At 72.6% G+C, this 25,668-nt stretch carries 22 protein-coding genes; 12 read left to right on the top strand and 10 right to left on the bottom strand.

Annotated features, from left to right (window positions below; translation table 11 throughout):
- Window positions 1-6: 6 nt before the first annotated feature.
- The 4 genes from JJI54_RS20300 to JJI54_RS20285 all read right to left on the bottom strand — a co-directional run bounded on the left by JJI54_RS20300 (window position 7) and on the right by JJI54_RS20285 (window position 5,901).
- Window positions 7-1,599, bottom strand: coding sequence for an ABC transporter substrate-binding protein (locus JJI54_RS20300; RefSeq protein WP_203074887.1), 1,593 nt, complete (start codon window positions 1,597-1,599; stop codon window positions 7-9).
- A gap of 105 nt (window positions 1,600-1,704) precedes the next feature.
- Window positions 1,705-3,306, bottom strand: coding sequence for an ABC transporter substrate-binding protein (locus JJI54_RS20295; RefSeq protein ID WP_203074886.1), 1,602 nt, complete (start codon window positions 3,304-3,306; stop codon window positions 1,705-1,707).
- Window positions 3,307-3,508: 202 nt separating this feature from the next.
- The gene (locus JJI54_RS20290; RefSeq protein ID WP_203074885.1) at window positions 3,509-5,047 is read right to left on the bottom strand and encodes an aldehyde dehydrogenase family protein; all 1,539 of its coding nucleotides are present in this window, start codon (window positions 5,045-5,047) and stop codon (window positions 3,509-3,511) included.
- Window positions 5,047-5,901, bottom strand: a complete 855-nt coding sequence (locus tag JJI54_RS20285; RefSeq protein ID WP_226381944.1) for an NAD(P)-dependent oxidoreductase — start codon at window positions 5,899-5,901, stop codon at window positions 5,047-5,049. The genes JJI54_RS20290 and JJI54_RS20285 overlap by 1 nt, the downstream gene beginning before the upstream one ends.
- A gap of 146 nt (window positions 5,902-6,047) precedes the next feature.
- On the opposite strand from JJI54_RS20285, the gene JJI54_RS20280 reads away from it, so the two are divergent.
- The 4 genes from JJI54_RS20280 to JJI54_RS20265 all read left to right on the top strand — a co-directional run bounded on the left by JJI54_RS20280 (window position 6,048) and on the right by JJI54_RS20265 (window position 10,183).
- The gene (locus JJI54_RS20280) at window positions 6,048-6,512 is read left to right on the top strand and encodes a GtrA family protein (protein ID WP_203074883.1); all 465 of its coding nucleotides are present in this window, start codon (window positions 6,048-6,050) and stop codon (window positions 6,510-6,512) included.
- Window positions 6,513-6,637: 125 nt separating this feature from the next.
- Window positions 6,638-8,131 (top strand): exopolysaccharide biosynthesis polyprenyl glycosylphosphotransferase, encoded by a 1,494-nt coding sequence (locus JJI54_RS20275; RefSeq protein ID WP_203074882.1) that lies wholly within the window; start codon window positions 6,638-6,640, stop codon window positions 8,129-8,131.
- 31 nt (window positions 8,132-8,162) lie between these two features.
- Window positions 8,163-9,152: a glycosyltransferase family 2 protein gene (locus JJI54_RS20270; RefSeq protein WP_203074881.1), complete on the top strand. Its 990-nt coding sequence runs from the start codon at window positions 8,163-8,165 to the stop codon at window positions 9,150-9,152.
- A gap of 11 nt (window positions 9,153-9,163) precedes the next feature.
- Complete coding sequence (locus JJI54_RS20265; RefSeq protein WP_203074880.1) at window positions 9,164-10,183, top strand: glycosyltransferase family 2 protein; 1,020 nt, start codon at window positions 9,164-9,166, stop codon at window positions 10,181-10,183.
- Window positions 10,184-10,229: 46 nt separating this feature from the next.
- Here JJI54_RS20265 and JJI54_RS20260 read toward each other — a convergent pair whose 3' ends face one another.
- Together JJI54_RS20260 and JJI54_RS20255 are read right to left on the bottom strand one after the other, a co-directional pair.
- Window positions 10,230-10,991, bottom strand: a complete 762-nt coding sequence (locus JJI54_RS20260; protein ID WP_203074879.1) for a WecB/TagA/CpsF family glycosyltransferase — start codon at window positions 10,989-10,991, stop codon at window positions 10,230-10,232.
- Between the two features lie 92 nt (window positions 10,992-11,083).
- Window positions 11,084-12,373 carry an outer membrane beta-barrel protein gene (locus JJI54_RS20255; protein WP_203074878.1) on the bottom strand — a complete coding sequence of 430 codons (1,290 nt, stop codon included), beginning with the start codon at window positions 12,371-12,373 and terminating at the stop codon, window positions 11,084-11,086.
- Between the two features lie 206 nt (window positions 12,374-12,579).
- On the opposite strand from JJI54_RS20255, the gene JJI54_RS20250 reads away from it, so the two are divergent.
- Genes JJI54_RS20250 through JJI54_RS20225 form a run of 6 tightly spaced genes read left to right on the top strand, consistent with a single transcriptional unit; the run spans window position 12,580 to window position 18,409 of the window.
- The gene (locus JJI54_RS20250) at window positions 12,580-12,948 is read left to right on the top strand and encodes a hypothetical protein (protein ID WP_203074877.1); all 369 of its coding nucleotides are present in this window, start codon (window positions 12,580-12,582) and stop codon (window positions 12,946-12,948) included.
- A gap of 16 nt (window positions 12,949-12,964) precedes the next feature.
- Window positions 12,965-14,713 (top strand): type I secretion system permease/ATPase, encoded by a 1,749-nt coding sequence (locus JJI54_RS20245; protein ID WP_203074876.1) that lies wholly within the window; start codon window positions 12,965-12,967, stop codon window positions 14,711-14,713.
- Window positions 14,710-16,131: an HlyD family type I secretion periplasmic adaptor subunit gene (locus JJI54_RS20240; RefSeq protein ID WP_226381943.1), complete on the top strand. Its 1,422-nt coding sequence runs from the start codon at window positions 14,710-14,712 to the stop codon at window positions 16,129-16,131. Before JJI54_RS20245 ends, JJI54_RS20240 begins: the two co-directional genes overlap by 4 nt.
- Window positions 16,132-16,165: 34 nt before the next feature.
- The gene (locus tag JJI54_RS20235) at window positions 16,166-16,477 is read left to right on the top strand and encodes a hypothetical protein (RefSeq protein ID WP_203074875.1); all 312 of its coding nucleotides are present in this window, start codon (window positions 16,166-16,168) and stop codon (window positions 16,475-16,477) included.
- A 10-nt stretch (window positions 16,478-16,487) separates the two neighbouring features.
- Window positions 16,488-17,495: a glycosyltransferase family 2 protein gene (locus JJI54_RS20230; RefSeq protein WP_203074874.1), complete on the top strand. Its 1,008-nt coding sequence runs from the start codon at window positions 16,488-16,490 to the stop codon at window positions 17,493-17,495.
- Entirely contained in the window at window positions 17,492-18,409 is a 918-nt protein-coding gene (locus JJI54_RS20225; protein ID WP_203074873.1) for a cellulase family glycosylhydrolase, read from the top strand. Before JJI54_RS20230 ends, JJI54_RS20225 begins: the two co-directional genes overlap by 4 nt.
- Here the strand turns inward: JJI54_RS20225 and JJI54_RS20220 are convergent.
- On the bottom strand, window positions 18,392-19,450 hold the full coding sequence (locus JJI54_RS20220; protein WP_203074872.1) for an acyltransferase family protein: 1,059 nt from the start codon (window positions 19,448-19,450) through the stop codon (window positions 18,392-18,394). The genes JJI54_RS20225 and JJI54_RS20220 overlap by 18 nt on opposite strands.
- 76 nt (window positions 19,451-19,526) lie before the next feature.
- Between JJI54_RS20220 and JJI54_RS20215 the strand changes: the two genes are divergently transcribed.
- Both JJI54_RS20215 and JJI54_RS20210 read left to right on the top strand, forming a co-directional pair.
- Entirely contained in the window at window positions 19,527-20,891 is a 1,365-nt protein-coding gene (locus tag JJI54_RS20215) for an O-antigen ligase family protein (RefSeq protein ID WP_203074871.1), read from the top strand.
- Window positions 20,888-21,934, top strand: coding sequence for an acyltransferase family protein (locus tag JJI54_RS20210; protein ID WP_203074870.1), 1,047 nt, complete (start codon window positions 20,888-20,890; stop codon window positions 21,932-21,934). Before JJI54_RS20215 ends, JJI54_RS20210 begins: the two co-directional genes overlap by 4 nt.
- Window positions 21,935-21,956: 22 nt before the next feature.
- On the opposite strand, the gene JJI54_RS20205 is transcribed toward JJI54_RS20210, so the two are convergent.
- From JJI54_RS20205 to JJI54_RS20195, 3 genes are all read right to left on the bottom strand, one after another.
- Window positions 21,957-22,226: a hypothetical protein gene (locus JJI54_RS20205; RefSeq protein WP_203074869.1), complete on the bottom strand. Its 270-nt coding sequence runs from the start codon at window positions 22,224-22,226 to the stop codon at window positions 21,957-21,959.
- A 69-nt stretch (window positions 22,227-22,295) separates the two neighbouring features.
- Window positions 22,296-23,297, bottom strand: coding sequence for a UDP-glucose 4-epimerase GalE (gene galE / locus JJI54_RS20200; RefSeq protein WP_203074868.1), 1,002 nt, complete (start codon window positions 23,295-23,297; stop codon window positions 22,296-22,298).
- 5 nt (window positions 23,298-23,302) lie between these two features.
- Window positions 23,303-25,570, bottom strand: coding sequence for a polysaccharide biosynthesis tyrosine autokinase (locus JJI54_RS20195; protein ID WP_203074867.1), 2,268 nt, complete (start codon window positions 25,568-25,570; stop codon window positions 23,303-23,305).
- Window positions 25,571-25,668 lie beyond the last annotated feature (98 nt).

Raw genomic sequence — 25,668 nt, 5'->3', positions numbered from 1 at the left:
GCAGGATCAGGTCCGGCGCAGCCCCCAGAACAGCGCCATGCCCTTCACGCGGTCCGCCAGGTTCCGCCGATGCGCGGTCATCGACATGTAGGCGCCGACGGGGATGTAGGGCAGCTCGTCCATCGCGACGGTCTGCAATTCCCGCGCGATGCGCTTCTGCGCATCCAGGTCCGGCGCCACGAACCAGGCGTCGCGCAGCTCCTCCAGCCGCGGCATGTTGGGCCAGCCCGGCCAGGCATTGGCGCCGTTGCCGCGCAGCGGGAAATGCGCGCTGGGATCGACGAAGTCGAAGGAGGAGAAGCTGGTGAACAGCATGCTCCAGCCGCCGCGCTCCACCGGCTCCCGCGATGTCCGCCGCGTCACCGTCGTGCCCCAGTCGCTGAAGGCGTTGTCGGCGTTGAAGCCGAGGCGCCGCAGCAGGTCCGCCCCCACCTGCGTCATGGCGGAAGGCGCCAGGATGTCCGTCGGCCCGATGAGGCGCGTCAGCTGGTTGGTGTAGCCGGCCTCCCGCATCAGGGCCCGGGCGCGATCGACGCTGCGCGGGCCCTTCAGCGGCTCCAGCCCCGCATCATTCGCCAGCGGCGTGCCGGGCGTGAAGATGCCGACATTCTCCATGTAGAGCGAGGCATCGGGCCCGACGATCGCGCTCATGAAGTCGGACTGGCTGATCGCCGGCAGCAGCGCCTGGCGCATCTTCTTGTCGTTGAAGGGCGGGTGCAGGTGATTGAACCGCATGATGCCGATCAGCGGCAGCGGGTCCACCGCCTCCACCACCACGTTGCGGTTCCGCCGCAGCAGCATCTGGATCTCGGGCGGCGGCTGCTCGTACCAGTCGATCTCGCCCGTCTGAAGCGCCGCCGCGGCGGTGGAGGCATCGGTGATGATGTGCCACTCGACGCGGTCGAAATTCACCACCTTCGGCCCCGCCGTCAGGCTCGGCGTGCCGACCGGGCTCGGGCTGTAGTCGGGGTTGCGCGCATAGACCGCGAGGCTGCCGGAATTGAACTCCCCCGGCACGAAGCGGAAGGGGCCGCTGCCCACCGTCTCCCGGATCTGCTGGAACGGATCGGTGCGCGCGATGCGTTCCGGCATGATGAAGGCTGGGCTGTTCGACACCTGCGCCAGCGCCGAGGTCAGCATCGGGAAGGCCCGCTTCAGGCGGAAGACGATCCGCCGGTCGCCATCGGCCTCCACCGCATCGACGAAGGTCTCCAGCTTCTGCCCGATCGGGCTCCGCTTCATCCAGCGCTGGAGGGAGGCGACGCAGTCGATGGCGCGCACCGGCTCGCCATCATGGAACTTCATGCCGGCGCGGATGGTGATGGTGACGCGAAGCCCGCCATCGCTGGTCACGGCGCCTTCCGCCATCTGCGGCTGGGGGCGGAAATCCGCATCCATGCCGTAGAGCGTGTCATAGACCATGTAGCCGTGGTTGCGGGTGATGTTCGCCGTGGTCCAGATGGGATCCAGGCTCGTCAGGTTCGCCTGCGGCACCATCTTGAGGACGCGGTTCTGCGCGGGCTGCGCGATGGCCGCGTGGCTCAGCGCCGATGCGCCGGCCGCGGCGGCGCCTGCCTTCAGCAGGTTCCTGCGATGCATTCCCTCGTTCTCCCGATCACCCTGTCGCGGGGGATGAGAACAGGGCACAGCCGATCCCGCAAGCGGGAAGGCGCGGGGAGAAAACGCCCCCCGCGCCGAAGATGCTCAGGATTTCTGCACGTTCCAGAACAGCGGCAGGCCCTTGAGCACGCCGCTGATGCCACGGCGGTATGCCGTCGCCTGGAAATACTGGCCGAGCGGCAGGTAGGGCACTTCCTGGAACGCCACTTCCTGGATCTGCCGCGCGATCGCCTGCTGCGCCGCCAGGTCCGGCGCGTCGAACCAGGCGTTCCGCAGCTCCTCGATCCGCGGGATGGTCGGCCAGCCGAACCAGGCGGCCTGGCCATGGCCGCGCAGGCTCTGGTGGACGCCGGGGTTGAACATGTCCACGCCCGCCCAGAAGGTGCAGAACATGCTCCAGCCGCCGCGCTCCGGCGCCTCCCGGCTCGCGCGCCGCTGCACCACCGTGCCCCAGTCGGTCGCGACATAGTCCACATTCATGCCCGCGCGCCGCAGCATGTCGTTCGTGACCTGCGCCAGCGCATTCAGGCTCGGGAAGTCGGAGGCCGCGATCAGCGTCACCCGCTCGCCGTTGTAGCCGGCGGCCGCCAGGTCGCGCTTCACCTTCTCCATGTCGCGCGGGCTGGTCAGCGCCTCCAGCCCCACATCGGAGGCGAGCGGCGTGCCCGGCGGGAAGAAGCCGATATTCTCCCGCCACAGGCTGCGATCCGTGCCGATCACGGCGGTCATGAAATCCGCCTGGTTCACGGCGCCCAGCAGCGCGCGGCGCACCGCCGGCTTGTCGAAGGGCGCGTGCAGGTGGTTGAAGCGCGCCACGGCCAGCAGGCCCGTGGGGTCCGGGATCTCCAGCACCACGTTGCGGTTGCGGCGCAGCACCGGCTGCAGGTCGCCCGTCGGCTGCTCCCACCAATCCATCTCGCCGTTCTGCAGCGCGGCGGAGGCGGTGGCGGGGTCCGGCGTCACATGCCATTCGACGCGGTCGAGGAAGGTGCGCTTCGGCCCCGCCGTCCAGGTCGGCGTGCCCTCGCTGCGGGGCACATAGCCCTCGAACCGCGTATAGACCACGCGCGCGCCGGGCACGCGTTCGCTGGCGGCGAAGCGGAAGGGCCCGCTGCCGATCAGGTCGCCGCGCAGCGGCTGGTTCGGGTCCTGGCTCGCCAGCCGTTCCGGCATCATGAAGGCGACGGGGGTGGAGGGCTTGCCCAGCGCCTCGAACATCAGCGGGAAGGGCCGCTTCAGGCGGAACAGGATGGTCTTGTCGTCGGGCGCGGAGAGTTCGTCCGTGACGGAGAGCAGCACCTGGCCCAGCGCATCGCGGGCACCCCAGCGGCGGATGGAGGCGACGCAGTCCCGCGCCCGCACCGGTTCCCCATCATGCCAGCGCAGCCCGTCGCGCAGCGTCATGGTCACGCGCTTGCCGTCATCCTCGATGACATGGCCCTGCACCATCTGCGGCTGCGCCTTGTAGTCCTGGTCGAAGCCGTAGAGCGTGTCCCAGATCATGTAGCCGTGGTGGCGCGTCACGTAGGCCGTGGTCAGGATCGGGTCCAGCACCGCCAGGTCGGCCTGCGGGATGAACTTCAGCAGGCGGGACGCCCCGCTGGTGCCCTGGCCGAGGGCCGGCATCCCCATCGCGGAAGCGCCGAGGACCGCACCGGCCCCCGTCAGGATTTGGCGACGATTCATGGTTCCTCGGTGCCCCCCGGCATGGCTTGGCAAGGCATCGATCCGCCCCGCCCGTTCAATCCCGCGTAAGGAACAGAGTTACCGGGCGGGATGCAAGGGGAGAGGCTTCGTCTCCCTCCCCGCGCCTGCGGGGAAGGGTCGGGTTGGGGGTTCGCGCGCCCGCCCCCCACGCCCGCCGGCCTATCCCCCCACGCCCGCCGGCCTATCCCCCCACGCCCGCGGGGCGATGCCCGAAGCCCAGCGCGGGCTCCACCCCCGTCTCCACCCACACCGCCTTCGCCTGGGTATAGGCCATCAGCGCCTCCTGCCCCGAGGACCGGCCATGCCCGCTGGCGCCGAAGCCGCCAAAGGGGACGGAGACATGGATGGTGCGGTAGCCGTTGATCCAGAAGGTGCCCGCCCGCACCGCCGCGGCCACGCGATGCGCGCGCCCCACATCGCTCGTCCAGGCCGCGCCCGCCAGGCCGAAGGGCGTGGCATTGGCGATGGCGATCGCCTCCGCCTCATCCTCGAAGGGGATCGCCGCCACGACCGGGCCGAAGATCTCCTCCTGCGCCACCCGCGCGGCATTGGTGACGCCGGCCAGGATGGTCGGCGGCACCCAGAACCCCGCTTCCGGCAGGGCCCGGCCGCGCGGCGCGGTGAAGACCTCCGCCCCCGCCGCCGCCCCGGCCGAGACCAGCGCCCGGACATGCTCGAACTGCCTGGCATTGCAGACCGGCCCGGCCTCCGTCCCCGCATCCAGCGGATCGCCGAGGCGGATGCGCGACGATGCCTCCGCCAGCATCTCCACGAAGCGGTCATGGATGGAGCGCTGCACCAGCAGCCGGGACCCCGCGACGCAGGATTGCCCGCTGCCCGCGAAGATCGCCTGCTGCGCGCCCTGCACCGCGGCGGGCAGGTCCGCATCCGCGAAGACGATGTTGGCGGACTTGCCGCCCAATTCCATCACGCAGGGGATCATCCGCGCCGCGCAAGCGCCGGCGATGCGCGCGCCGGTGGCGGCGCCGCCGACGAAGGTCACCATCGCGACCTCCGGCGCGCCCAGCAGCGCCTCCCCGCTCGTCGCCCCCGCGCCCGCCACCACCTGCACCAGCCCCGCCGGCAGCCCCGCCTTCACCGCCAGCAGCCCGAAGGCGGCGGAGGTCAGCGGCGTGTATTCGCTGGGCTTCAGCACCACCGCATTGCCCGCGGCCAGCGCCGGCAGCACGTTCCAGCCCGCGGTGAACAGCGGCGCGTTCCAGGGCGTGATGGCCAGCACCACGCCCATCGGCTCCCGCCGCACCGTCACGAAATGGCCGGAGGGGACGGAGACGACGCGCCCCTCCAGCTTGTCGCACCACCCCGCCCAGTATTCCGCCATCTCGGCGACGCGCGCGACCTCTCCCCGGCAGTCGCGCAGCGGCTTGCCGGTATTGGCGCATTCCAGCTGCGCCAGCGCCTCCGCCTCCGCCCGGATGGCGGCGCCCAGCGCCCAGATCCGCCGCCCGCGCTCCGCCGCGCTCAGCGCGATCCAGGCGCGCTGCGCCCGCGCCGCGCCGGCCGCGGCGGCCCGCGCCACCGCCGCCCCGGCATCGGCATAGCCGAGCAGCGGCAGCCCCGTGGCCGGGTCATCCAGGCCGATCGCCGCGCCCTGCCCTTCCACCACCTGGCCATCCACCACGCTGCCGACGCGCCCGCCCAGCAGCGCCGCCACGCCCCGCGCCGCGACCGTGGCCGCCGCGAATGCCGCATTGCCCATCACGCGCCCTCCCCGGCCAGGATCGCCGCCGGCACGCGGTTGAAGTCGGCGGCATCCACGACATCCGCCCCCTCCCACAGCGCCGCCGCCTGCGCGCAGGCATCGAGCGGCGCGCCCACCGCCTTGGCCAGCCCGAGCGCGAGCCGCACATCCTTCCGCATCAGCCCCGCCGAGAAGCCCGAATCGAAGGCCCCGCTGGTGATCCACCGGGGGAAATTCACCTCCGTGGCGGCGGAGCGGCCGGAGGCGGCGTTCACCACCGGCAGCAGCGCCTCCGCCTTCACCCCCGCGGCCTCCCCCATGCGCAGCGCCTCCGCCGCCACGGCCAGGTGCGTCGCGACCAGCAGGTTGTTCACCAGCTTCGCCACCTGCCCCGCCCCCGGCCCGCCGACCGGGATGATGCGCGTGGCCATGCGCTCCAGCACCGGCCGCGCGCGCTCGATCGCCGCCGCGTCGCCGCCCAGCATCATCGCGAGCGTCCCCGCCGCCGCCCCGGCCGGCCCGCCGGACACCGGCGCATCCACGTAGTCCACGCCGAAGGAGGCCGCGAGCGCATGGAAGCGCCGCGCCGCCAGCGGATCGAGCGTCGAGGTATCGATCACCACCGCGCCGCGCTCCAGCGAGGGCAGCAGCGCGCCCAGCACCGCCTCCACCGCCCTCTCCTGCGGCAGAGAGAGGATGACGACCGGCGCCGCGACATTCGCCACCGCCCCCGCGATCGTGACCCCGGCCTCCAGCGCCGCCGCCACCGAGGGCCCGTGCAGGTCGAAGCCCGTCACCGCCGCCCCGCCCCCCGCCAGCCGCGCCGCCATGGCGCCGCCCATGTTGCCGAGCCCGACGATCCCTATCCGCATGCCCATTCATCCAAGCCAACTGAACGTGAAGGTCGCAGGCGCCCCCCAGCCGGGCAAGCCGGGGGGCTCTGCCGCTTTTCAGTCACCATGCCGTGGTTTGTGCTGGGACTGCCCAATCGCCATGCTGCACTGCAGCAGGAGTACGCATGTCCGACCACGCCTTCCCGACGCTCAGCCAGCGCCTCGCCACCCGCCTGGGTCCGGCCCGCTTCGCGACGCTCCTCCAGTTCCTCCGCTTCGGCGTGGTCGGCACGGTGGGCTTCGTGGTGGATACGGCCGTGCTCTATGCGGGGCTGGCCCTGGGCCTCGGCCTCTATTCGGGCCGCGCCGTCTCCTACGTCGCCGCCGCCACCACGACCTGGGCGCTGAACCGCGCCTGGACCTTCCGCGGCCGCGGCCAGGGCCCGGTGGCGCGGCAATGGGCGCTGTTCCTTGCCGTCAACCTGATCGGATTCGCATGCAACTACGGCACCTATGCCGCGCTCGTCGCGGGGGTTCCGGCGGTCGCTGAACACCCCGTCATCGGCGTCGCGGCCGGCGCCCTGGCCGGCATGGTCGGGAACTTTCTCCTGTCGCGACGTTACGTCTTCGTGGATGGGAAAGGGGCTTGAGTGCCCTGCAACCCGCCCTCGACAGCCCCTGAACAAGACACGGCAGGATGCGCATCTCGACCCCCCAGGCTGCCCCCGACATGCGCCCCGCCCTTCCCGCCCACGCCACCAGCGGAGCCGCTTCCATGCCGAAGCGAAACCAGGCCAGCCGTGCGCCGGATGACGGCCGTGGCGGCACCGTGACGCCGTTCCTTGCCGGCATCGGGGCGGATGCCCTGCCCGATGCGGTGCGCGCGGCGGCGCGCCCCCTGCCCCCGGTCGCGGTGGCCGCGCTGGTCGTGCTGCTGGACCTCATCGCGATCGGCGGCGCCGGGCTGCTGGCCGATGCCCTGGTCAACAATCCGGGCGCGCGCCACGCGGGCATGACGGGGCTGCTGGCCGGCCTGGCCGTGGCCTTCGCCGGCGCCATCGGCGCCTATGACCATGCCGCGCTGCACCGCGCCGGCCCGCAGCGCGCCCGCGCCCTGCAGGGCCTGGCGGCGGCGCTGCTGGTGCTTCTCCTCGTCGCCGTCACGCTCGGCGCGCAGCGGCGGATCGACCCCGCCTGGCTCGGCACCGCGGCGCTGCTGGCCGGCGCCTGTCTCCTCGCCGCCCGCACCGCCGTCGCGGCGCTGCTGCGCCAGGATGGCAGCCGCAGCGCCCAGCGCGCCGTCATCCTCGGCGCCGGCCCCCAGGCCACCCGCCTGACGGAGGCGATGCGCCGCAACGGCGGCAGCGGCCTGCGCCTGCTGGGCCTGGTCGATGACCGCGGCGCGCGCGGGGCCGATGCGCTGCCGGACGGGCTTCGCCGCCTGGGCGGCATGGCGCAGCTCGCCGCCCTGATCCGCGCCGGGCAGGTGGATGTGGTGGTGCTCGCCCTGCCCTGGTCGGCGGAAGCGCGGATCGCCGCGGCGCTGGACCAACTCAGCGCCTATCCGGTGGAGATCCGCCTGGCGCCCGACCTGCTGATGGACCGCCTGCCCGCCAGCCGCCGCCCGGCCGGCCCCGTGCTGCTGCGCGCCCGCCCCATCTCCGGCCTCGGCGCCGCGGTGAAGGTGGCGGAGGACTACGCCATGGCGATCCTCGCCCTGGCCATCGCCGCCGTCCCCATGCTGCTGATCGCGCTGGCCATCAAGCTGGACAGCCCCGGCCCGGTCTTCTTCCGCCAGCGCCGCACCGGCTTCAACGACCAGCCCTTCGACGTGCTGAAATTCCGCACCATGTACGCGGAGGCGACGGACCATGAGGTGCTGCGCCAGGTCCGCGCGGGCGATGCGCGCGTCACCCCCGTCGGCGCCATCCTGCGCAAGACCTCGCTCGACGAGCTGCCGCAGATCTTCAACATCCTGAAGGGCGACATGTCCTTCGTCGGACCCCGCCCGCATGCCCCCGGCACCCGCGCCGCCGGCCGGCGCTTCGACGAGGTGGTCGCCAACTACGCCGCCCGCCACCAGGTGAAGCCCGGCCTGACCGGCCTGGCCCAGGTGCGCGGCTGGCGCGGGCCGACGATCACGGAGGAACAGATCATCCGCCGGGTGGAAAGCGACCTCGAATACATCGAACGCTGGTCGCCCTGGCTTGATATCACCATCATCCTGCGCACCTTGCTCGCCGTGGCCTGCATGCGGAACGCGCTCTAGCGCCTGCATGCACCAGCGGGAGGTGACCCTGATGCAACGCCTGGAGACGGTGGCCGATCGCGCCTGGGACGGCACGCGCCCGCCCGCGCCGCGCATCGCCGTGCTGGTGCCCTGCTACAATGAGGAAGTGGCGATCCCCCGCGTGGTCGCCGCCTTCCGCAGCGCCCTGCCGGAAGCGACCGTCTATGTCTATGACAACAACAGCCGCGACCGCACCCGGGAAGCCGCGCTGGCCGCCGGCGCCGTGGTGCGCACCGAACGCCTGCAGGGCAAGGGCCATGTCGTCCGCCGCATGCTCGCGGATATCGAGGCCGATGTGTACGTCCTGGTCGATGGCGACGACACCTACGATGCCAGCGCCGCGCCGGCCATGATCCGCCTGCTGCTGGATGAGCGCCTGGACATGGTGACGGGCACGCGGGTGACGGATGCCGTGGCCGCCTACCGCCCCGGCCACCGCCTGGGCAATGCGGTCCTGACCGGCGTGGTGCGGCTGATCTTCGGCGACCGCATCTCCGACATGCTCTCGGGCTACCGCGTCTTCTCCCGCCGCTTCGCCAAATCCTTCCCCGCCCTGGCGGCGGGGTTCGAGACGGAGACGGAATTCACCGTCCACGCCCTCGAACTCAGCATGCCGGTGGGGGAGGTCGTGACCCGCTACCGCGAACGCCCGCCGGGCAGCGCCTCCAAGCTCAACACCTGGCGGGACGGCTTCCGCATCCTGCGCACCATCGCGCTGCTGGTCCGCCGCGAACGCCCGCTGCCCTTCTTCGCGCTGCTCGCGATGGCCCTCGCGCTGGTCTCCATCGGCATCGCGATCCCCGTCTTCCAGACCTTCCTCGCCACCGGCCTGGTGCCGCGGCTGCCGACCGCGGTGCTCTCCACCGGCCTGATGCTGCTGGCCTTCCTCTCCCTCGCCTGCGGCCTGATCCTGGATACGGTGACGCGCGGGCGGATGGAGGCGAAGCGCATGGCCTACCTGGCCATCCCCGCCCCCGATTTCGCGCTGCCCCCGAGATGACGGACCGAAGCATGACCAACCGCCCGTCCTACGCCGCCCCGCAGCACGTCGCCGGCGCCGCCGGCCCGCCCCTGCCCGTGGATGCCGATGTCATCATCCTGGCGATGGAACGCGCGGAGGAGACGATCGCCGCCATCGCCTCCGCCCGCGCGCAGCAGGGCATCCGCAAGCATGTCTGGATCGCGGACCAGGGCAGCAGCGACATCGCCCTGGCGCGGCTGCGCGCCGCGGTGCAGGGCGCGCCGGATGCCACGCTGGTGCGGCTGGACCGCAACCACGGCGTCGCCGGCGGGCGCAACCGCGCCACCGCGCTCGGGCGCGCGCGCATCGTCTTCGCCCTCGACAACGATGCCGAATTCGCCACGCCCGATACGCTGGCCCGCGCCGTCGCGGCGATGGATGCCGCCCCCCATCTCGGCGCCATCGCCTGCCGCATCCTGGTGCATGCGACGGGGCAGGACGACCTCTCCTCCTGGGGCTATCCCAAGGGCCTGCTGCCGCGCGCCGCGGAGACCTTCGATGCCGCCACCTTCGTCGGCGCCGGCCACGCCCTGCGCCGCGCGGATTTCGAAACCGCCGGCGGCTACGACGACGCGCTGTTCTTCGCGTGGGAGGAATACGACCTCGCGCTCCGCCTCATCAACATGGGCCGCACCATCCGCTACCGCGGCGACATCGCCGTGCGCCACAAGGTGAGCCCGGAGGCGCGCGTCGCCTGGTCCGGCACGCGCTGGTTCCACTTCGTGCGCAACCGGCTCTACATCGCCATGAAGCACGGGGCGAACCCGGCGGCGCTGCTGCCGCGCTTCCTGGCCTACCAGGCCAAGGGCATCCGCAACGGCGTGCTGGCCCAGGGGCTGCGCGCCGCGCCCGCCGCGCTGGCGCTGGCGCATCGCTTCCGCCCGCTGCCCGGCACGGAACACCTCTACGGCCATACCGAGACAAGCCGCGCCTACCTGGCCCGCACCGATGCCGCGCATCGCGGCACGCCGCTGCAGCGCCTGAAGCGGGAAGTGCTGTCGGGCCTTTAGGCCCGCGGCAAGATCCTGACCTGTAGGCCCGGGGGCAGGGCCCGGCCTACAGGCCCGACCGCTTCTCCCGCCACAGCAGCGCCAGGATGGCGGGATCATCCACCAGGTAGCGGCGCGCCAGCCGCTTCGGGTCCCGCGCCATCCGCCACGCCCATTCCATCCCCGCGCGCTGCACCAGGCGCGGCGCGCGCCGCTCCTCCCCCGACAGGAACAGCAGGCTCGCCCCCACGCACAGCGCCGTGCCCGTCGCGCCGCCGCGCGCCAGCACCGCCCGCGCCACCATCTCCTGCCGCGGCGATCCCACGCAGAGGAAGCTGAACCGCGCGCCCGACTGCGCGACGAAATCGACCGCGCGGGCGAAGGCATCGGGATCGGCATCGAAGCCCATGGGCGGTTCGTGGTGCATGAGGCGCCGCAGCCCGAAGCGCCGCGCCACCGCGGCGACGGTGCCCGCGCCGCCGCCCAGCACCGCGACGGGATCGTCGGGCCGCACCGCCTCCTCCAGCAGCCGCGCCGTCAGGTCGCTGCCGGGCACCACCGGCGGCGCCGCCAGGCCGATCACGCGCGCCAGGCGCGCCACCACGCGGCTGTCCATCAGCCGCCAGGCGGCATCCCGGTACAGCGGCCCGTAGCGCGCGGGGTCGCGCGCCAGCCGCACCAGGTGGTCCGCATTGGGGGTGACGAGGTAGGCGAAGGGCGCGGCCGCGTCGCGCGCGGCCAGCAGCGCCAGCGCCGCATCGGCGTCACGCGCCTCGAACTCCAGGCCCAGCAGGCGGATCGGCGCGGCGTCGGCGGTCTCGGTGGTCAAGGCGGGGCTCCCGGCGGCTGTCGGCCGCCGGGAGGCACCCGGCGGCGCCTACCCCAACGCGGGGCCGCCGCCGGCTTTCTGCCCCGCCCGCATCACAAGGCGATGCGCAGCCGCAACTGGACCAGGTTGCGGTCGAATTCCGGCACCCCGGCCGAGGAATCGAGCCGCCGCGCATGCTGGTAGGACCCCACCAGCGACACGTTGCGGTTCAACAGGTAGCGGGCGGAGAGGATGGCGAAGCCGTCCGTCGCCTGCTCGCTCGGCTGTTCGTATTCCCGCCGGTCCACGCCGAGCTCGACGCCGAGGATCACGTTGCGCAGGTATTCGTGGTCCACCCGCACCTGGCCCAGCGTGCGCGTGAAGCTGGTGGCGTTGTTGCGGATCGATTCCTCGATGGTGCGGCGGCCCTGGAAGGTCACGGTGGTCAGCTGCGTCGGCTGCCAGGTCACGTCGCCCTCGAAGGCCGGGCCGGACAGCGTCTTCAGCCCCGGCCCGTCATAGTCCCGCTGCCGGTAGCCGATCGCCACGCGGGCGCGCCAGACGCCGTCGAAATCGTAGGTGAAGCCGACCAGCCCCTCATAGGTCATGCTGTCGCGGGCGGATTGCGCGCTCGACTGGTACTTGATCTCCTGCACCCGGCCGATGACGTTCACGAAGCGCCCCGGCGCCAGCGCGTAGGACAGGCCGAGCGCCCCCAGCGTCGAATTGAAGTCGAAGCGCGACACGTCGCCCTGCCGCGGCGTCGCCGGCTGCTGCGGCCCGCCCAGATCCACGTCGTCGAAGCGGTAGCCGCGCCAATTGCCGATCGCGGTCACGCCGATCCGGTTGAAGCGCGTCGTCGCCTGGGCCTGCACCTCGTCGTAGTAGTAGGGGATGGGGCGGGACAGGCCGGCCTGCTGCACATCGATGCTGCTGACCTCCAGGTGTTCCTGCACCCGGTTGTAGCGTGCCTCGACATTCGTCTCGGCATTCAGGTCGTAGCGGCCGAACAGGCCGACCGCGTAGTCGGTCCAGTCCTGCGCCGTCTCCTCGATGTAGCGCCGCTGCTCGATCCGCGCGGTGGCGCCCACCGCATGGGTGGACCAGTCGCTGTTCAGCGATGTCTCGCCGACCCAAGTCGCATAGCCATCCGCGGTGCGGCCGCGCCGCGTGCCGAACAGGTTGTCGTCGTAGCCCATGCCGAGCTCCGCCGCCGCATCCAGGCGGAAGGCGCCGAGCCGCACGCCGAGCGGATCGTAGTCCTCCCGCGCCCGGTCGGCCACGGTCACGCCGCGCTGCGTCTCACCACGCGGCACGGCCTGCGCCTCCGCGTCGCGTGGCAGGGTGGCGGAAAGGCCTGCGATGAGCAGGCCCGCGACGATCCTGTAACGATCCTGATGCACCCTGTGACTCCGGTTTGTGCCCCCGCCGGGGGGGTGCTACCACGTCACAATTCCAGCGTCGCTTCAACGGAACGACAGATCGTTCTCACGGATTGTTCATGGCCGACAACGATACCAGGGCTGAACGGGTCACACCGGCGACAGCCGGCGCGGCGGAGGAGCGCGCCGCGCGTTTCCCGCGCCCGACCCCGGCCGAGGAATTCCGCATGAGCCCGCCCCCGCCCCTGCCCCCCCTGGGCAGCTTCCTGACCCCCGGCGACGGCAACCGCCTGCGCGACCTGCTGGCCTTCGCCCTGGCCGTGGAAGCCGCGCGCCCGCTGGCGCCGAACGGCATCGAGGGCCTGCGCCGCGAAGCCGATGCCGCGCTGGAAGGCTACGCGTTCCGCAGCCTGCACAACCGGGTGGAGGAGATCCGCCTTGCCGCCGTGCAGGACCATCTGGGCCGGCTGCGCCCGCCGCCCGGCTTCATGACGCTGGTCGCCGCCAACCTCGTCGCGCTGCTGCTGCTGGCCGGCGGCGCCCTGCTCGCCTGGCGCCATTACGGCCCGGCGCTGCTGGGCTGGATCGGGGCCTGACGCCGTGCTGCGGCCCATGCCCCTGATCCCCGGCCAGCCGGACCGCCAGCCCGATACGGTGCTGTCCCGCGCCATCGCGGCCGGGCGGTCGCAGCTGGTGGCGGTCGGGCTGTTCAGCGGCGTGGTGAACCTGCTCCAGCTCACCGTCTCGCTCTACATGATGCAGGTCTTCGACCGCGTCCTGTCCACGCGCAGCATCGACACGCTCTACTACCTCACCGCCATCGCCATGTTCGCCCTGCTGGTCATGGCGGTGCTGGACGGGCTGCGCGGCCAGGTGATGCAGCGCCTCGCCACCTGGGTGGAAGGCAAGGCGGCGCCGGAGGCCTTCATCCGCGCCATCGAGAGCCAGCTCCGCGGCCGCCCCTACCGGATGGAGGCGCTGCGCGACCTGGCGGTCTGCCGCGGCTGGCTCGGCTCCCCCGCCTCCCTCACCGTCTTCGACGTGCCCTGGGTGCCGATCTACCTCGCGGTCATCTTCGCGCTGCACCCGACGCTGGGCTGGATCGCCTTCGGCGGCGCCGTGCTGCTGTTCGGGCTGACGCTGGCGAATGAATGGGCCACGGGCGCGCTGCTGCGCCAGGCCAGCACCGCCGGCATGGCCAGCCAGCGCCGGGCCGAGAGCATGGTCCGCAACGCGGAGGTGATCGACAGCATGGGCATGGCGCCGGCCGTGCTGCAGCGCTGGCGCGAAGGCCTCGCGGCCTCCATCCCGCCGCAGGAGAAGGCGGCCGACCGCGCCGCCATGCTGCTCTCCATCACCCGCTTCTTCCGGCTGACCATCCAGGTCGCGGTGCTTGGCGTCGGCGCCTGGCTGACGCTGGAACAGCAGCTCACCTCCGGCGCCTCCATCGCCGCCTCCATCATCATGGGCCGCGCGCTGGCGCCGGTCGAACAGATGATCGGCGGCTGGAAGCAGCTGGTGCAGGCCCGCCAATCCTATCGCCGCCTGCTCGGCTTCCTCGCCCTGCCGCGCATCCGCCCGCCCGGCATGCCGCTGCCCGAACCCACGGGCCGCGTCACCGCCGAACGCGTCACCTTCGGCTTCCCCGGCCAGCCCGTCGCGATCATCAAGGGCATCTCCTTCGCCCTGACGGCCGGGGAGAGCCTGGCCATCATCGGCCCCTCCGCCGCCGGCAAGACCACGCTGATCCGCCTGCTGATCGGCACGCTCCAGCCCTCCGCCGGCACCGTCCGGCTGGACGGCGCCGATGTCTTCACCTGGCAGCGGGAGGATTTCGGCCGCTATGTCGGCTACCTCCCCCAGGATGTGGAGCTGTTCGACGGCACGGTGATGAAGAACATCGGCCGCATGCGCGATGCCGATCCCGAGATGGTGTTCGAAGCCGCCAGGCTCGCCGGCTGCCATGAGATGATCCTGCGCCTGCCCCAGGGCTACGACACGGAAATCGGCGATGGCGGCCAGCACCTCTCGGGCGGCCAGCGGCAGCTGATCGGCCTGGCGCGCGCCATGTTCGGCCATCCGCGCTTCGTGGTGCTGGACGAGCCCAACAGCAACCTCGACGGCGATGCCGAACAGGCCCTGATCCGGGGGTTGGAGGCGCTGAAGGCCCGCAACTGCACCGTCATCCTCGTCTCCCACCGCCCGACCCTGGTGCAGGGCGTGGACAAGGTCCTGCTGCTGCGCGACGGCGCGGCGGAGGCCTTCGGCCCGCGGGCGGAGGTGCTGAAGCGCCTGGTGCAGCAGGCCAGGCCCCAGGAAGTGGCCCCGCCCGCGGCCGGGCGGGCGGAGGGCACGCGATGAGCCAGGCCAATCCCCCGGCGGAGGTCCTGCCCCTCGGCGATGCGCCCGGCGGCCAGATGCCCCTGCTGCGCCGCCCCGCCGATGCCCCCCCCGTGCTCTGGAACCCGCCGGAGCCGGAACTGCCGATCGATGCGCCGCGCCCGCGCACCCGCGTGCCGGTCCTGCTGGGCTACGCCATCACCCTGGTCTTCGTGCTGGGCTTCGGCCTCTGGGCCGCGCTGACCCCGCTGGCCGAAGCGGCGATCGCGCCGGGCCTGCTGAAGGTGGAAGGCACGCGCCGCACCGTGCAGCATTTCGAAGGCGGCATCGTGCGGGAGATCCTGGTGCGGGACGGCGACATGGTCCGCCAGGGCCAGGTACTGATGCGCCTCGACCAGCCCCAGGCGGCCCAGCAGACGGAGACGCTGCGCAGCCAGCGATGGGCCCTGCTGGCGCAGGATGCCCGCCTGGCCGCGGAACTCGCCGGCGCGCGCGACATCGCCTTCCCCGCCGAACTCACCGGCGCGGATGCGCTCCGCGCCCAGGAATTCATCACCGGCCAGCGCACCCTGTTCCAGGCCCGGACCCTCTCCCTCGAAAGCCAGATCCAGGTGCTGCGCGCGCGCATCGACCAGCACCGCGCCACCATCGCCTCCGCCGAGGGCCAGATGGACGCGCAGCGCCGCATGCTGGTGCTGCTGCGGGCGGAGGAGACGGCGACCGCCCAGCTGCTCCGCCAGGGCCTGGCCCGCCTGCCGCAGCTGCTGGCGCTGCAGCGCCAGGTCGCCTCCGTGGACGGCAACATCACGGACATCGCCAACCAGATGGTCCGCTCCCGCGCCCAGATCGCGGAGGCCGAGCGCGACATGCAGCGCATCATCGACCAGCGCACGCAGGAAACCTCCGCCGAGCAGCGCGACGTCCGCCTCCGCCTGGCGGAGGCCGAGGAAAGGCTGCGCGCGGCGGAGGATGTCTCGACGCGGCTCGAGATCACGGCGCCGGAGGCCGGCACCGTGCTCAACCTGCGCGTCTTCACCATCGGCGCCGTGATCCGGCCCGGCGACCCGGTGCTGGACCTGGTGCCGGAAGCCGACCGCATCATCGCGGAGGTGAACGTCCAGCCGAACGACATCGACGTGGTGCATACCGGCCTGCAGGCCGAGATCCGCCTGCCCGCCTTCAAGCAGCGCCTGGTGCCCTACCTGCACGGGCACGTCACCTTCGTGGCGTCCGACGTCACGCAGGATGAACGCCGCGGCACCGCCTACTACCGCGTGCAGGTGCAGATCGACGAATCCCAGCTGGCGGCGCTGGACGGCGTCGTGCTCCGCGCCGGCATGATGGTGGAAGCGCAGATCCAGACCGGCAGCCGGTCCTTCGCGCGCTACCTCCTCCAGCCCGTCTTCGACAGCTTCCACCGCGCCTTCCGCGAACAGTGATCGCGCGCCCACCCTCAGCCACAGGAAACGTCCCATGACCGCCCTTCCCACCGTCTTCGGCGACGGCGTCATCGATGTCCATGTCGCCAGCGGCGTCGCCCGCATCACCCTCGGCGCGCAGACCGGCGCCTCCGCCGCGGCCGGCGGCGGCGAGGCCAAGCCCGTACCTTCCGCGCTCCTCGTCGTGCCGGTCCTGCAACTCCCGAACCTCGCGCGCGTCCTGGTCGAAGTGACCAAGCAGATCGAGGCCCGCGCGAAGGAAGCCATGGCGGCGCAGCAGAAGCCGGCCGAACCCCCGGCCAGCAGCGGCGACCAGGTGGCAGGAGCCTTCCGCTTCAACGGATGAAGGAGCCAGGGTGGCTGACGGATACATCGCGGGTTTCGAACCCCCAGCCCTGAGCGTCATCATCTGCACCCATGCCAGGCCGGCCTATCTCGAGGCCTGCCTGGATGGCCTCGCCCGGCAGCAGGGCGTGGTGCTTCTGCGGGATGCGCATGCGCTGCTGATCGATGCGGCGCCCCCCCGCCGGCCGGCCCAGCCGGCCATCGAGCTCATCGTGGTGGACAGCGCCTCCCCCCACGCCGCGCAGGCCGGCATCGCGCGCCTGGCCGCCAGCGCCGGCGCCCGGCTGGTGCGCACCGGCACGCCCGGCCTCTCCCTGGCCCGCAACCTTGGCCTCAAGGCCGCGACCGCCCCCTGGACCGCCTGGCTGGACGATGATGCGGTGCCGGAGCCCGACTGGGCGCAGCGCCTGCTGGCCGCCATCGCCGCGCTGCCGGAAGGCGCGGTGGCGCTGGGCGGGCGCATCCTGCCGGCATGGGAAGCGCCCCTGCCCCCCTGGTGGCCCGACAACCTGCGCGGCGTGCTGACCATCGTCGAATGGGATGGCCGGGGGGAAGCCACCGGCGATGCCGCGCTGCCGCAGGGCGCGGCCGTCTATGGCGCCAACATGGCCTTCCGGCGGCGGGACCTGCTGGCCGTGGGCGGCTTCCCGGAGGAGCTGGGCCGCGTCGGCGACCGCCTGCTGTCGGGGGAGGAGGAGGAGGTGCTGTCGCGCCTCCAGGCCCGGGGCGGCCGCGTCTTCTACGATGGCGCCGTCACCGTCCGCCACAGCATCCAGGCCAGCCGCCTGCGCCCCTCCTGGCTCGTCTCCCGCCTGCACTGGCAGGGCGCGACCGATGCGCTGCGGGACCGGCGGCGGGGCTGGCCGCGCCGCGCCCCGGGCGCCGCGGCGAAGCTGCTGGTGCAGGCGCCGCTGCTGGCCTGGCCGCGCAATTCCGCCGCCCTGGTCCGCGCCCGCTGCGGCGCCGCCTACAACCTCGGCTACCTCCGCGGCGCCCTGGCCGGGGAGGCCGCGGGATGAGCCCGCCCGCCCCCACCCGCCGCACGCTCCTCGCCGCCGGCGCCGCCCTGGCGGTGCCTGCCCCGGCGGCGGCCGCGACGCTGCGCGACAGCATCGCCACGCTGCGGCTTGGCGCCAACCTGGAGCGCTGGTTCCCCGTCGCCTCCGGCCAGCGCCCCCGGCGCCTCGGCCGGGCCTGGTGGCATGATCTGCGCGGCGCCGGCTTCGACCATGCCCGCCTCTTCATCCCGCGCGACGCCGGCGCGGGGGAGGACGTGCCCCGCCTCTTTCTCCAGGCCATCGAGGATGCGGATGCCGCCGGCCTGCCCGTCCTGCTCGGCCTCACGGATCTCTACGAGCCCTGGAACCCCTGGGATGAGGCGGCGTGGCGGATCATGCAGGCCCGCGCGCGGCTCTTCGGCACGGCGACCGATCCCGCGCGCGTCGCGCTCGGCCCGCTGAACGAGCCGGCCTTCGACGATGCCGCCGCCTGGACGCCGCTGCGCGACCGCCTGCTGGCCGCCGCCCGCGCCGCCGCGCCCCGCCACGCGCTGGTCTGGGGCGGGCATGAATGGTGTTCCTGGCGATCGCTGCTGCGCCAGCCCCCGCCGCCCGATCCGCTGACCATCGCGGAGGTGCATGATTATGAAGGCGGCGCCGCGCCCTGGGTGGCGGAACGCTTCGGCGCCGTCGCCGCCTGGCGGGACCGCCACCGCATCCCCGTCATCGTCGCCGAACTCGGCGGCGCGCTGCCGCATGCGGAGGATGAGGCCGCCTGGGCGCGGGACCTTGCCGTTGCGCTGCCCGTGCTGCGGCGGCTCGGCCTGCCCGCCACGCTCTGGGCCGTGACGCATGGCGGCCATTGGCGCCTGCAGCAGGGGGAGGCACCGCGCCCCCGCCGCCTTCTGGCGGAGGCGCTACGCGCGGCGCGCTGAACCGCGCCCCGCCAGCCAGCGCGCGGCCGGCACCTCGATGATCCGCCAGGCGATCCAGCCCGCGAGGAAGGTGCCGCCGAGCCCCGCCGCCATCAGCAGCAGCCGCCCCGCCAGCCCCGGCTGCACCAGGCGCAGCACCAGCACCAGCACGGATTCGACGAAGACCCAGGCGAGATAGACGCCGAAGGACGCCTCCCCCAGCCGGTGGATCACGCCGCGCTCATCCTGCCCTTCCTGCAAGGCCGCGCGCACGACCAGGCTCGCGAGGCCCGCCACCACCACCGCATCGATGCCGAGCCACAGCCCCGCCGGCACCAGCCCCACGCCGAGCGTCGCCGCCCATCGCGCCACCGCGCCCGCCTGCACCAGCCGCGCCAGCACCATGCCCGCGATGAATTCCAGGAAGAAGCGCGCCAGGCCCAGATGCAGCGTGTGGTTTAGCTGCAGCCCCGGATCCATGGCGCCGAGCGCGAGGAGACCCATGGCCGCGATGCCGGCCAGCAGCCACAGCAGCGCGACCGGCGCCGCCACCACGCCCGCCAGCAGCGGCGGGAAGGCGATATAGCCCGCCAGGATCACGGACAGCGCCCAGGACGGGTAGTTCCACGCGAATTGCGACGTCGTCTCCCACCCATGCAGCAGCAGCGCCTGCAGCACGAAGTCCCGCAGGCCGAAGCGCTCCGGCGCATTCACCGCGAGGCCCGCGGCCATCGCCGCCAGCACCATAGCCACCATCGCCAGCAGCAGCGCCCAGTGCAGCGGCAGCACGCGTGCCAGGCGGCCGCGCATGAACATCCGCCAGCCCGCGAAACCCTCGGGCGGCCGGTGCGCATAGCCCAGCACCAGCGCGAAGCCCGACAGCAGGAAGAATCCATCGACGCCGAGGTAGCCCTTCAGCGCCACGCCCTCCAGGAAGCCCAGGCCGCGCAGCGCGCGCAGCGGCAGCTCCAGGTGATAGACCAGCACCCAGCCGATCAGCAGCACGCGCAACCGCGTCAGCGCCGGGCGGCGCTGCACCGCCGGCTTGTCATTCGCACCCATGCGTTATCCCGGCTGGAAGATCGACACCGAAAGCTGATTGGGAACGGCTTCCCTTCGCGTGCGATAACGCGATGGCATGCGCACCGTTCCACCCTCGCTCCTCGCCCTTCTCCTCGCCCTCGTCGCAGCCGCCGCGCTGCTGGCGCTCGCGATCCTCGAACCGCAGCTCGCGCTCGCCGTGATGCCGGCGGCCGTCGCGCTGATGGTGGCGCTGCTGTTCTACGAGGCACCGCTGCTGGCCGTCGGCCTGCTCGTCTTCGTCTATGGGCTCGCCGTCGATGTGCAACTCGACCTGATGGCGACGGGCGGCGCGGCGGCACTCGGCAGCGCGGTGGTGAAGCTGGTGCCCTTCGCCATCGCCGCCATGCTCTGCCTGCGCTACGGCTTCTCCTCCGCCATCAACTGGCCCTTCCTCGCCTTCACCGTCGTCGCGATGATCAGCATCGTCGTGCTGCCGATGGGCCGCGTCTCCTCGAATGCGGAGATGGTGCGCAGCTTCATCGGATCGACCGCGCCCTTCGTGCTGGCCTTCGCCGCCGCGCCGCGCCGCGTCTGGTCCAGCTTCTGCAAGGGCATCGTCTTCATCCCGCTGCTGAGCGCCGCTGCCGGCTTCCTCGCCTGGCCGACCGGGCTGCAATCGCCCTTCGATGCCAATTGGCGCTTCCAGGGCATGCATTCGCCGCCCTTCCTCGCGGGCTTCGCCGTCACGGCGGTCTTCGCCGCCACGCTGGAATACCTGCGCACGGCGCGCATGCGCTGGCTGCTGCTGACGGGTGCGGCGCTGGCGGTGCTGCTTGCGACCCAGGCGCGCGCGCCGCTGATCGCCGTCATGCTCTTCCTCGGCATCGTCTTCCTGCTGGCGGATCGCCGCGTGCTGCCGCTGAAGCGCAAGGTGGACCTGGTGATGGGCGGCATGCTGCCGGGCGCCATCCTGCTCGGCCCCGTCGCCATCTTCGCGGCCGACCGCTTCCTGGGCGGCGACGACGTCAACCTCTCCGGCCGCGACGTCATCTGGCCCTACTTCATCGACGCGATCGACCAGCGCCCCCTCTTCGGCTACGGCCTCGGCGCCGGCAAGCTGATCGTGGATCCCGAGGACCCTCGCATCCGCCTCATCCGCTCCAACGCCGCGCACAACGAATACCTCCGCCTTTCCGTCGATGCCGGCATCATCGGCTGCGCGATGATCTTCCTCTCCCTCGTCGCCTGGGTCTGGCTCGGCACGCGGCGCGTGGCGGCGGCGGATCGGCTGGTGCTGCGCGCCGCCATCGTGGGTGCCCTGCTGCATAGCGGCTTCGACAACACGCTGATCGCCAGCACCGCGGTCGCGCAATTCACCTGGTTCGCCGCCGCGCTTGCCCGCGCCAGGCTGGAACAGCGGGAAAGCGTGCCCGCCGGGCTGATGCGCGAAGACCTTGCCCGCCGGCTGCGCGCGGCATGAGCACGACGGCCGCGGCGATGCCCGCCTTCGTCGCCACCAGCCCCGCGCGCCCGCCGCGCGACAGGCGGCTCGACCTCGATCGCGCCAAGGGGGTGGCGATCCTCATCGTCGTCTTCGGCCATATCGTCGCCGGCGCGCCACCGCCGGGCGCGGAATGGTGGGACCTGCTGCGGACGGCGATCTACGCCTTCCACATGCCCTTCTTCCTCTACCTCTCGGGCACCGTCTTCGGCCTGATGGGCACGCAGCGCACGCCGCTGGCGGGCATGCCGGCGCTGGCCGCCAAGCGCGCCGCGCGGCTGCTGCCGCCCTTCTTCCTCTTCGGCCTGCTGATCCTGTTCGGCAAGCTCGCCACCGAGCACTTCGTCCATGTGGACAACCGGCCGGACGGGCTGCTGGGCGGCCTGCGCGACCTGCTCTTCACCACGGCGCGCAGCCCCGCGACCTCCGTCTGGTATCTCTGGGTGCTCTTCGTCTGCTCCATCGCCGCGCCGCCCATCTGGCGACGCGTCGGCGCGCCGGGGCTGGTGCTGGTCGGCCTGCTGCTGCTGGCGCTGGACCCGCCCTCCATCCTCTATGCCGACCGCCTGGCGCGCCACGCCGTCTTCTTCGCCATCGGGATCTGGGCGGCGGAGCGGGAGGCGCTGCTCCTGCCCCTCTTCACCCGCTACCTGGCGCTTTGGTGGCTGGCCTTCGTCGCCGCGCTGCTGCTGGCGGTGTTCGGCCCGCTGGAGGGTGACCTGGCGCTGCTGGTCTGCGGCCTTCTCTCCATTCCCGCGCTGCACGGGCTGATGCGGGTCGGGCCGGTGACGCGCTGGCAGTGGCCGCTCGCCCTCGGCCAGGCCAGCATGGTCATCTACCTCTTCAACACCATCGCCATCGGCGTCGCGAAGGCCGTGCTGATCCTGGCCGGCATCGGCTGGACGGCGTCCGGCTTCTGGATCCACATCCCCGTGCTGACGGCCGCCGGCGTGCTGCTGCCCATGCTCGGCAAGCGCCTGGTGCTGCGCCGCATCCCGGTGCTGGACCGGATGACGAGCTGACCGTGGCGGGGCGCCAACCCCTTCAGCGCAGCGTCTCGACGCTGACAAGCTTGAGGTCGCCGTCGAACGGCCCGAGGTTGGCGCTGACGAGGTCCGAGACTTCGTCCATCAGGTTGAGCCCCGCGGCGTCGTAGTCGTTCTCGACCACGATCCGCAGTGTTCCGTCGAGGAAAGAGCAGGCGACGAGACGCTCATGCGGGTAGTCGCGCCGCAGCGCCTCGGCCAAGTCCCGTGCCGCCTGGGCTCCTGCCGAAGCGGGGACGCCGTCGCAGTGGATCGTGATGCGGTACATGCCACCGGTCAGCGTATCACCTCTGGGCCGGCACCGATCACGAAAAAGGGGGCCGGGAGGCCCCCTTGCTCACGCCGCGCGCTGCGCCCCGGCATAGCCCTTGGGGTGCTTCACCCGCCAATCCCAGGCGGTCTTCACGATCTCATCCAGCCCCGGGAAGCGCGGGGTCCAGCCCGTCTCCGCCCGCAGCTTCGCGGAGCTGGCGACCAGCGTCGCGGGATCACCCTCCCGCCGCGGCCCCAGCGTGTGCGGCACCTTGCGGCCGCCGACGCGCTCCACCGCCTCGATCACCTGCTTCACCGAATAGCCGGTGCCGTTGCCGAGGTTGAAGCGCACGGACCGCTCCTCCAGCAGCGGCAGCGCGCGCAGATGCGCATCCGCGAGGTCCGTGACATGCACGTAGTCCCGCACCCCCGTGCCATCCGGCGTGTCGTAATCCGTGCCGAACACCGTCAGCGGCGGCCGCATGCCGAGCGCCGCGTCGATCGCCAGCGGAATCAGGTGGCTCTCCGGCTCATGATCCTCTCCCGCGCGCCCCAGCGGATCGGCGCCGGCGGCGTTGAAGTAGCGCAGCGAGGCGAAGCGCAGCCCGTGGATCCGCTCCGCCCAGTCCAGCGCCCGCTCGCACATCAGCTTGCTCTCGCCATAGGGCGAGACGGGGCCGAGCCGCTGCTCCTCGTCGATCGGGATGCGCTCCGGGAAGCCGAACAGCGCGGCGGTGGAGGACATGACGAATTTCCGGCAGCCATGCGCCACCGCCGCATCGGCCACAGCGGACAGCGTCGCCAGGTTCTCCGCCATGTAGCGCAGCGGCATCCGCATGCTGTCGCCCACCAGCGACAGCGCGGCGAAGTGCAGCACCGCGTCGAAGCGCTCGCCCGCGAAGGCCTCCGCCAGCGCCTTCGGGTCCTCGCAGCGCCCATCCACCAGCCGGGCGCGGCTCGGCACCGCCTCCCGGTGACCTTTCGAGAAGTCGTCGAGGACGACGACCTCATCCCCCCGGTCCAGCAGCGCGAGCACGGTGTGGCTGCCCACATACCCGGCCCCGCCGGTGACGAGATAGCGACCCAAAGACCCTACTCCCTGAAGTAGCCGCTGTAGCGGGGATGATAGACCTCGCTGTCGGCATAGCCGGATCGGCGGTGGGACTTCGCGTCCACCTGCGTCAGCGCCGCGCCCACGATCCGGGCCTTGGCATCCTCCAGCAGGGCGAGCGAGTTCCGCACCACGGACCTCGGCGTGTCGCGCCATTTGACGCAAAGCAATGTGGCATCCGCAAGACGGGCGACGACCCGGGCATCCGCCATGGCCAGCGCCGGCGGCGCATCCAGGATCACCAGGTCGTAGTCCCGCCGCACCCGCTCCAGCAGCGCCGCCATCGCCTCCGACATGAAGAGGCCGAGGGAATGGATCTCCGCCGCCCCCGCCGGGATGTAGTCGAGGCCCGTGAGGTGGTCGCGCCGCACGATGTCCTCGTAGCGCGCCTGGCCCAGCAGCAGGTCGGTCACGCCCGCCGCCGTCTCCGCCCGGAAGGCCCGGCCGATGGAGGGCTGGCGGATGTCGCAATCCACCAGCAGCACCTTCTCCCCGTTCATGGCGGCGGAGCGCGACAGGGCGATGGAGGTGGTGGTCTTGCCCTCGCCGGGCCGCGCGGCGGTGATCACCACCACCTTGGGCGGGTCGGAGCCCAGCCACAGCGCCGCCCGCAGGTTGCGCATGCTCTCCGAGAAGGGGCTGAGCGGCTTGCGGGCGACGTAGTCCTCCACCCGGTTGCGCCCCAGGATGCCGCGCCGCAGCATCGGCACCAGCGCGACGCAGGGCAGGCCGAGCGCCGCGCGCACGTCATCCCCCGTGCGGATCGTGCTGTCCGCCTGTTCCAGGAACCACACCAGCAGCAGCCCGAACAGCGCGCCGAGTGCCGCCGCCGCCGCCACGAAGAGCGTGGGCTTGGGGAAGGACGGCATGCCCGGGACCGTCGCCGGGGACAGGATGCGCGCATCCGGCTTCTCGATCGCCGTCTGGCTGACGGTGGACTGGCTGCGCTCCAGCACCGCGCGCAGCAGGCTCCGCGCCGCTTCCGTCTCCCGCTCCAGCGCGTTCAGGCGGATCTCGGCGCCCTGGGTGCGGGACATCCGCTCCTCCTGCTGCGCCAGGCTCGCCTCCAGGCTGCCGACGCGGGCGCGGGCGGCCCGCACCTCCGCATCCAGCGCCTGCACCACGCGGCTCGTCTCGCCGCCCACGGCACGCTCGGCGGCCGCCAGGCGGGATGCGGCGGCGCGCACATCGGGGTGCCCGCTGCCGAGCGTCGCCGCCAGCCGGTCCAGCTCCCGCCGCGCCTCGTCCCGCGCCTGGCGCTGCGCCACCAGGTTGGCGGAGCCCAGCGCCGCCATGTCGGCGCCCCCGCCGCCGCCCCGCGCCGCGCTGAACCGCGCTTCCGCCGTCGCCAGCTGGTTGCGCGCCTCCACCAGGTCCTGGGTGATGCGGCTGATCTGTTCGGTGCCGAGGCCCGCATTCACGCCCCGCGTCAGGCCGGAGGTGCTGCGCAGCTCGGCGATCCGGCTCTCGTTCCGCTGCACCTCGGCGCGCAGCTGCGCGATGCGGCCATCCAGCCAGTCATTGGCGCGCCGCACCGCGGTGAACTTCGCCTCCAGCTGGTCGGCGATGTAGAGCTCCGCCGCCAGGTTCGCCGCCGCCGCCGCCAGCTGCGGGTCCTCCGAGGTGAAGCGGATCTGCAGCACGCGGCTGTTGCGCACCACCTGCACCTCCAGCCGCCCCTGGACGAATTCGGCGGCCTGGATCTCCGCGATGTCGCCCGTGGGCACCGCCGCGATCGGCCGTGGCGCGATCATCTCCGCCGCATCGGGCAGCACCGGCCGCACCCAGCCGGCGAGCGCCGTGCGCACGCGGAAGGGGATGGTGTCCGCCCGTTCCCGGTCCTGCAGCCACCAGGCGAATTCCCGCCGCTCCGTCAGGTTGAAGCGCTCCACGATCCGCCGCGCGACGGAGAGGGACCGCACGATCTCCACCTGGCTCGCCAGCACCGCATCCGTGGTGCTTTCGTCGCGCAGGATGCTCTGCAGCTCCCGCGCCGCGTATTCCGTCGGCTCGAACATCGCGGTCGCGCCCGCGGTGTAGCGGGGCGTGATGTTCGTCGCCGCCACCAGCGCCAGCAGCGGGAAGATGAGGATGCAGGCGATCAGCACCAGCCGCCGCCGCCGCAGCGCGCCCAGCAGCGCCGTGACGTTCAGCCCCTCCGGCTCGATCGGCGCGGCCGGCGGCGCCGCGCGCGGCGGGGCGCGGCGGTCCGCGGGCATGCGTTGGTCGGCGACCGGTCTGTCGAGCATCGGCGTGGAACTCCCCCGGCGGCGCCCGAGTTGCCTGCCACTCGCAGGTCGCGCCGCGCTGCACCAACCGGCGCGCCCCGCATCGGTTCCGCGCCCGC

This window comes from Falsiroseomonas ponticola (assembly GCF_016805305.1).
Classification (GTDB): Bacteria; Pseudomonadota; Alphaproteobacteria; order Acetobacterales; family Acetobacteraceae; genus Falsiroseomonas; species Falsiroseomonas ponticola.
Note: the sequence above shows the minus strand (reverse complement) of the source record. Positions and strands in the feature narration are given on the sequence as shown.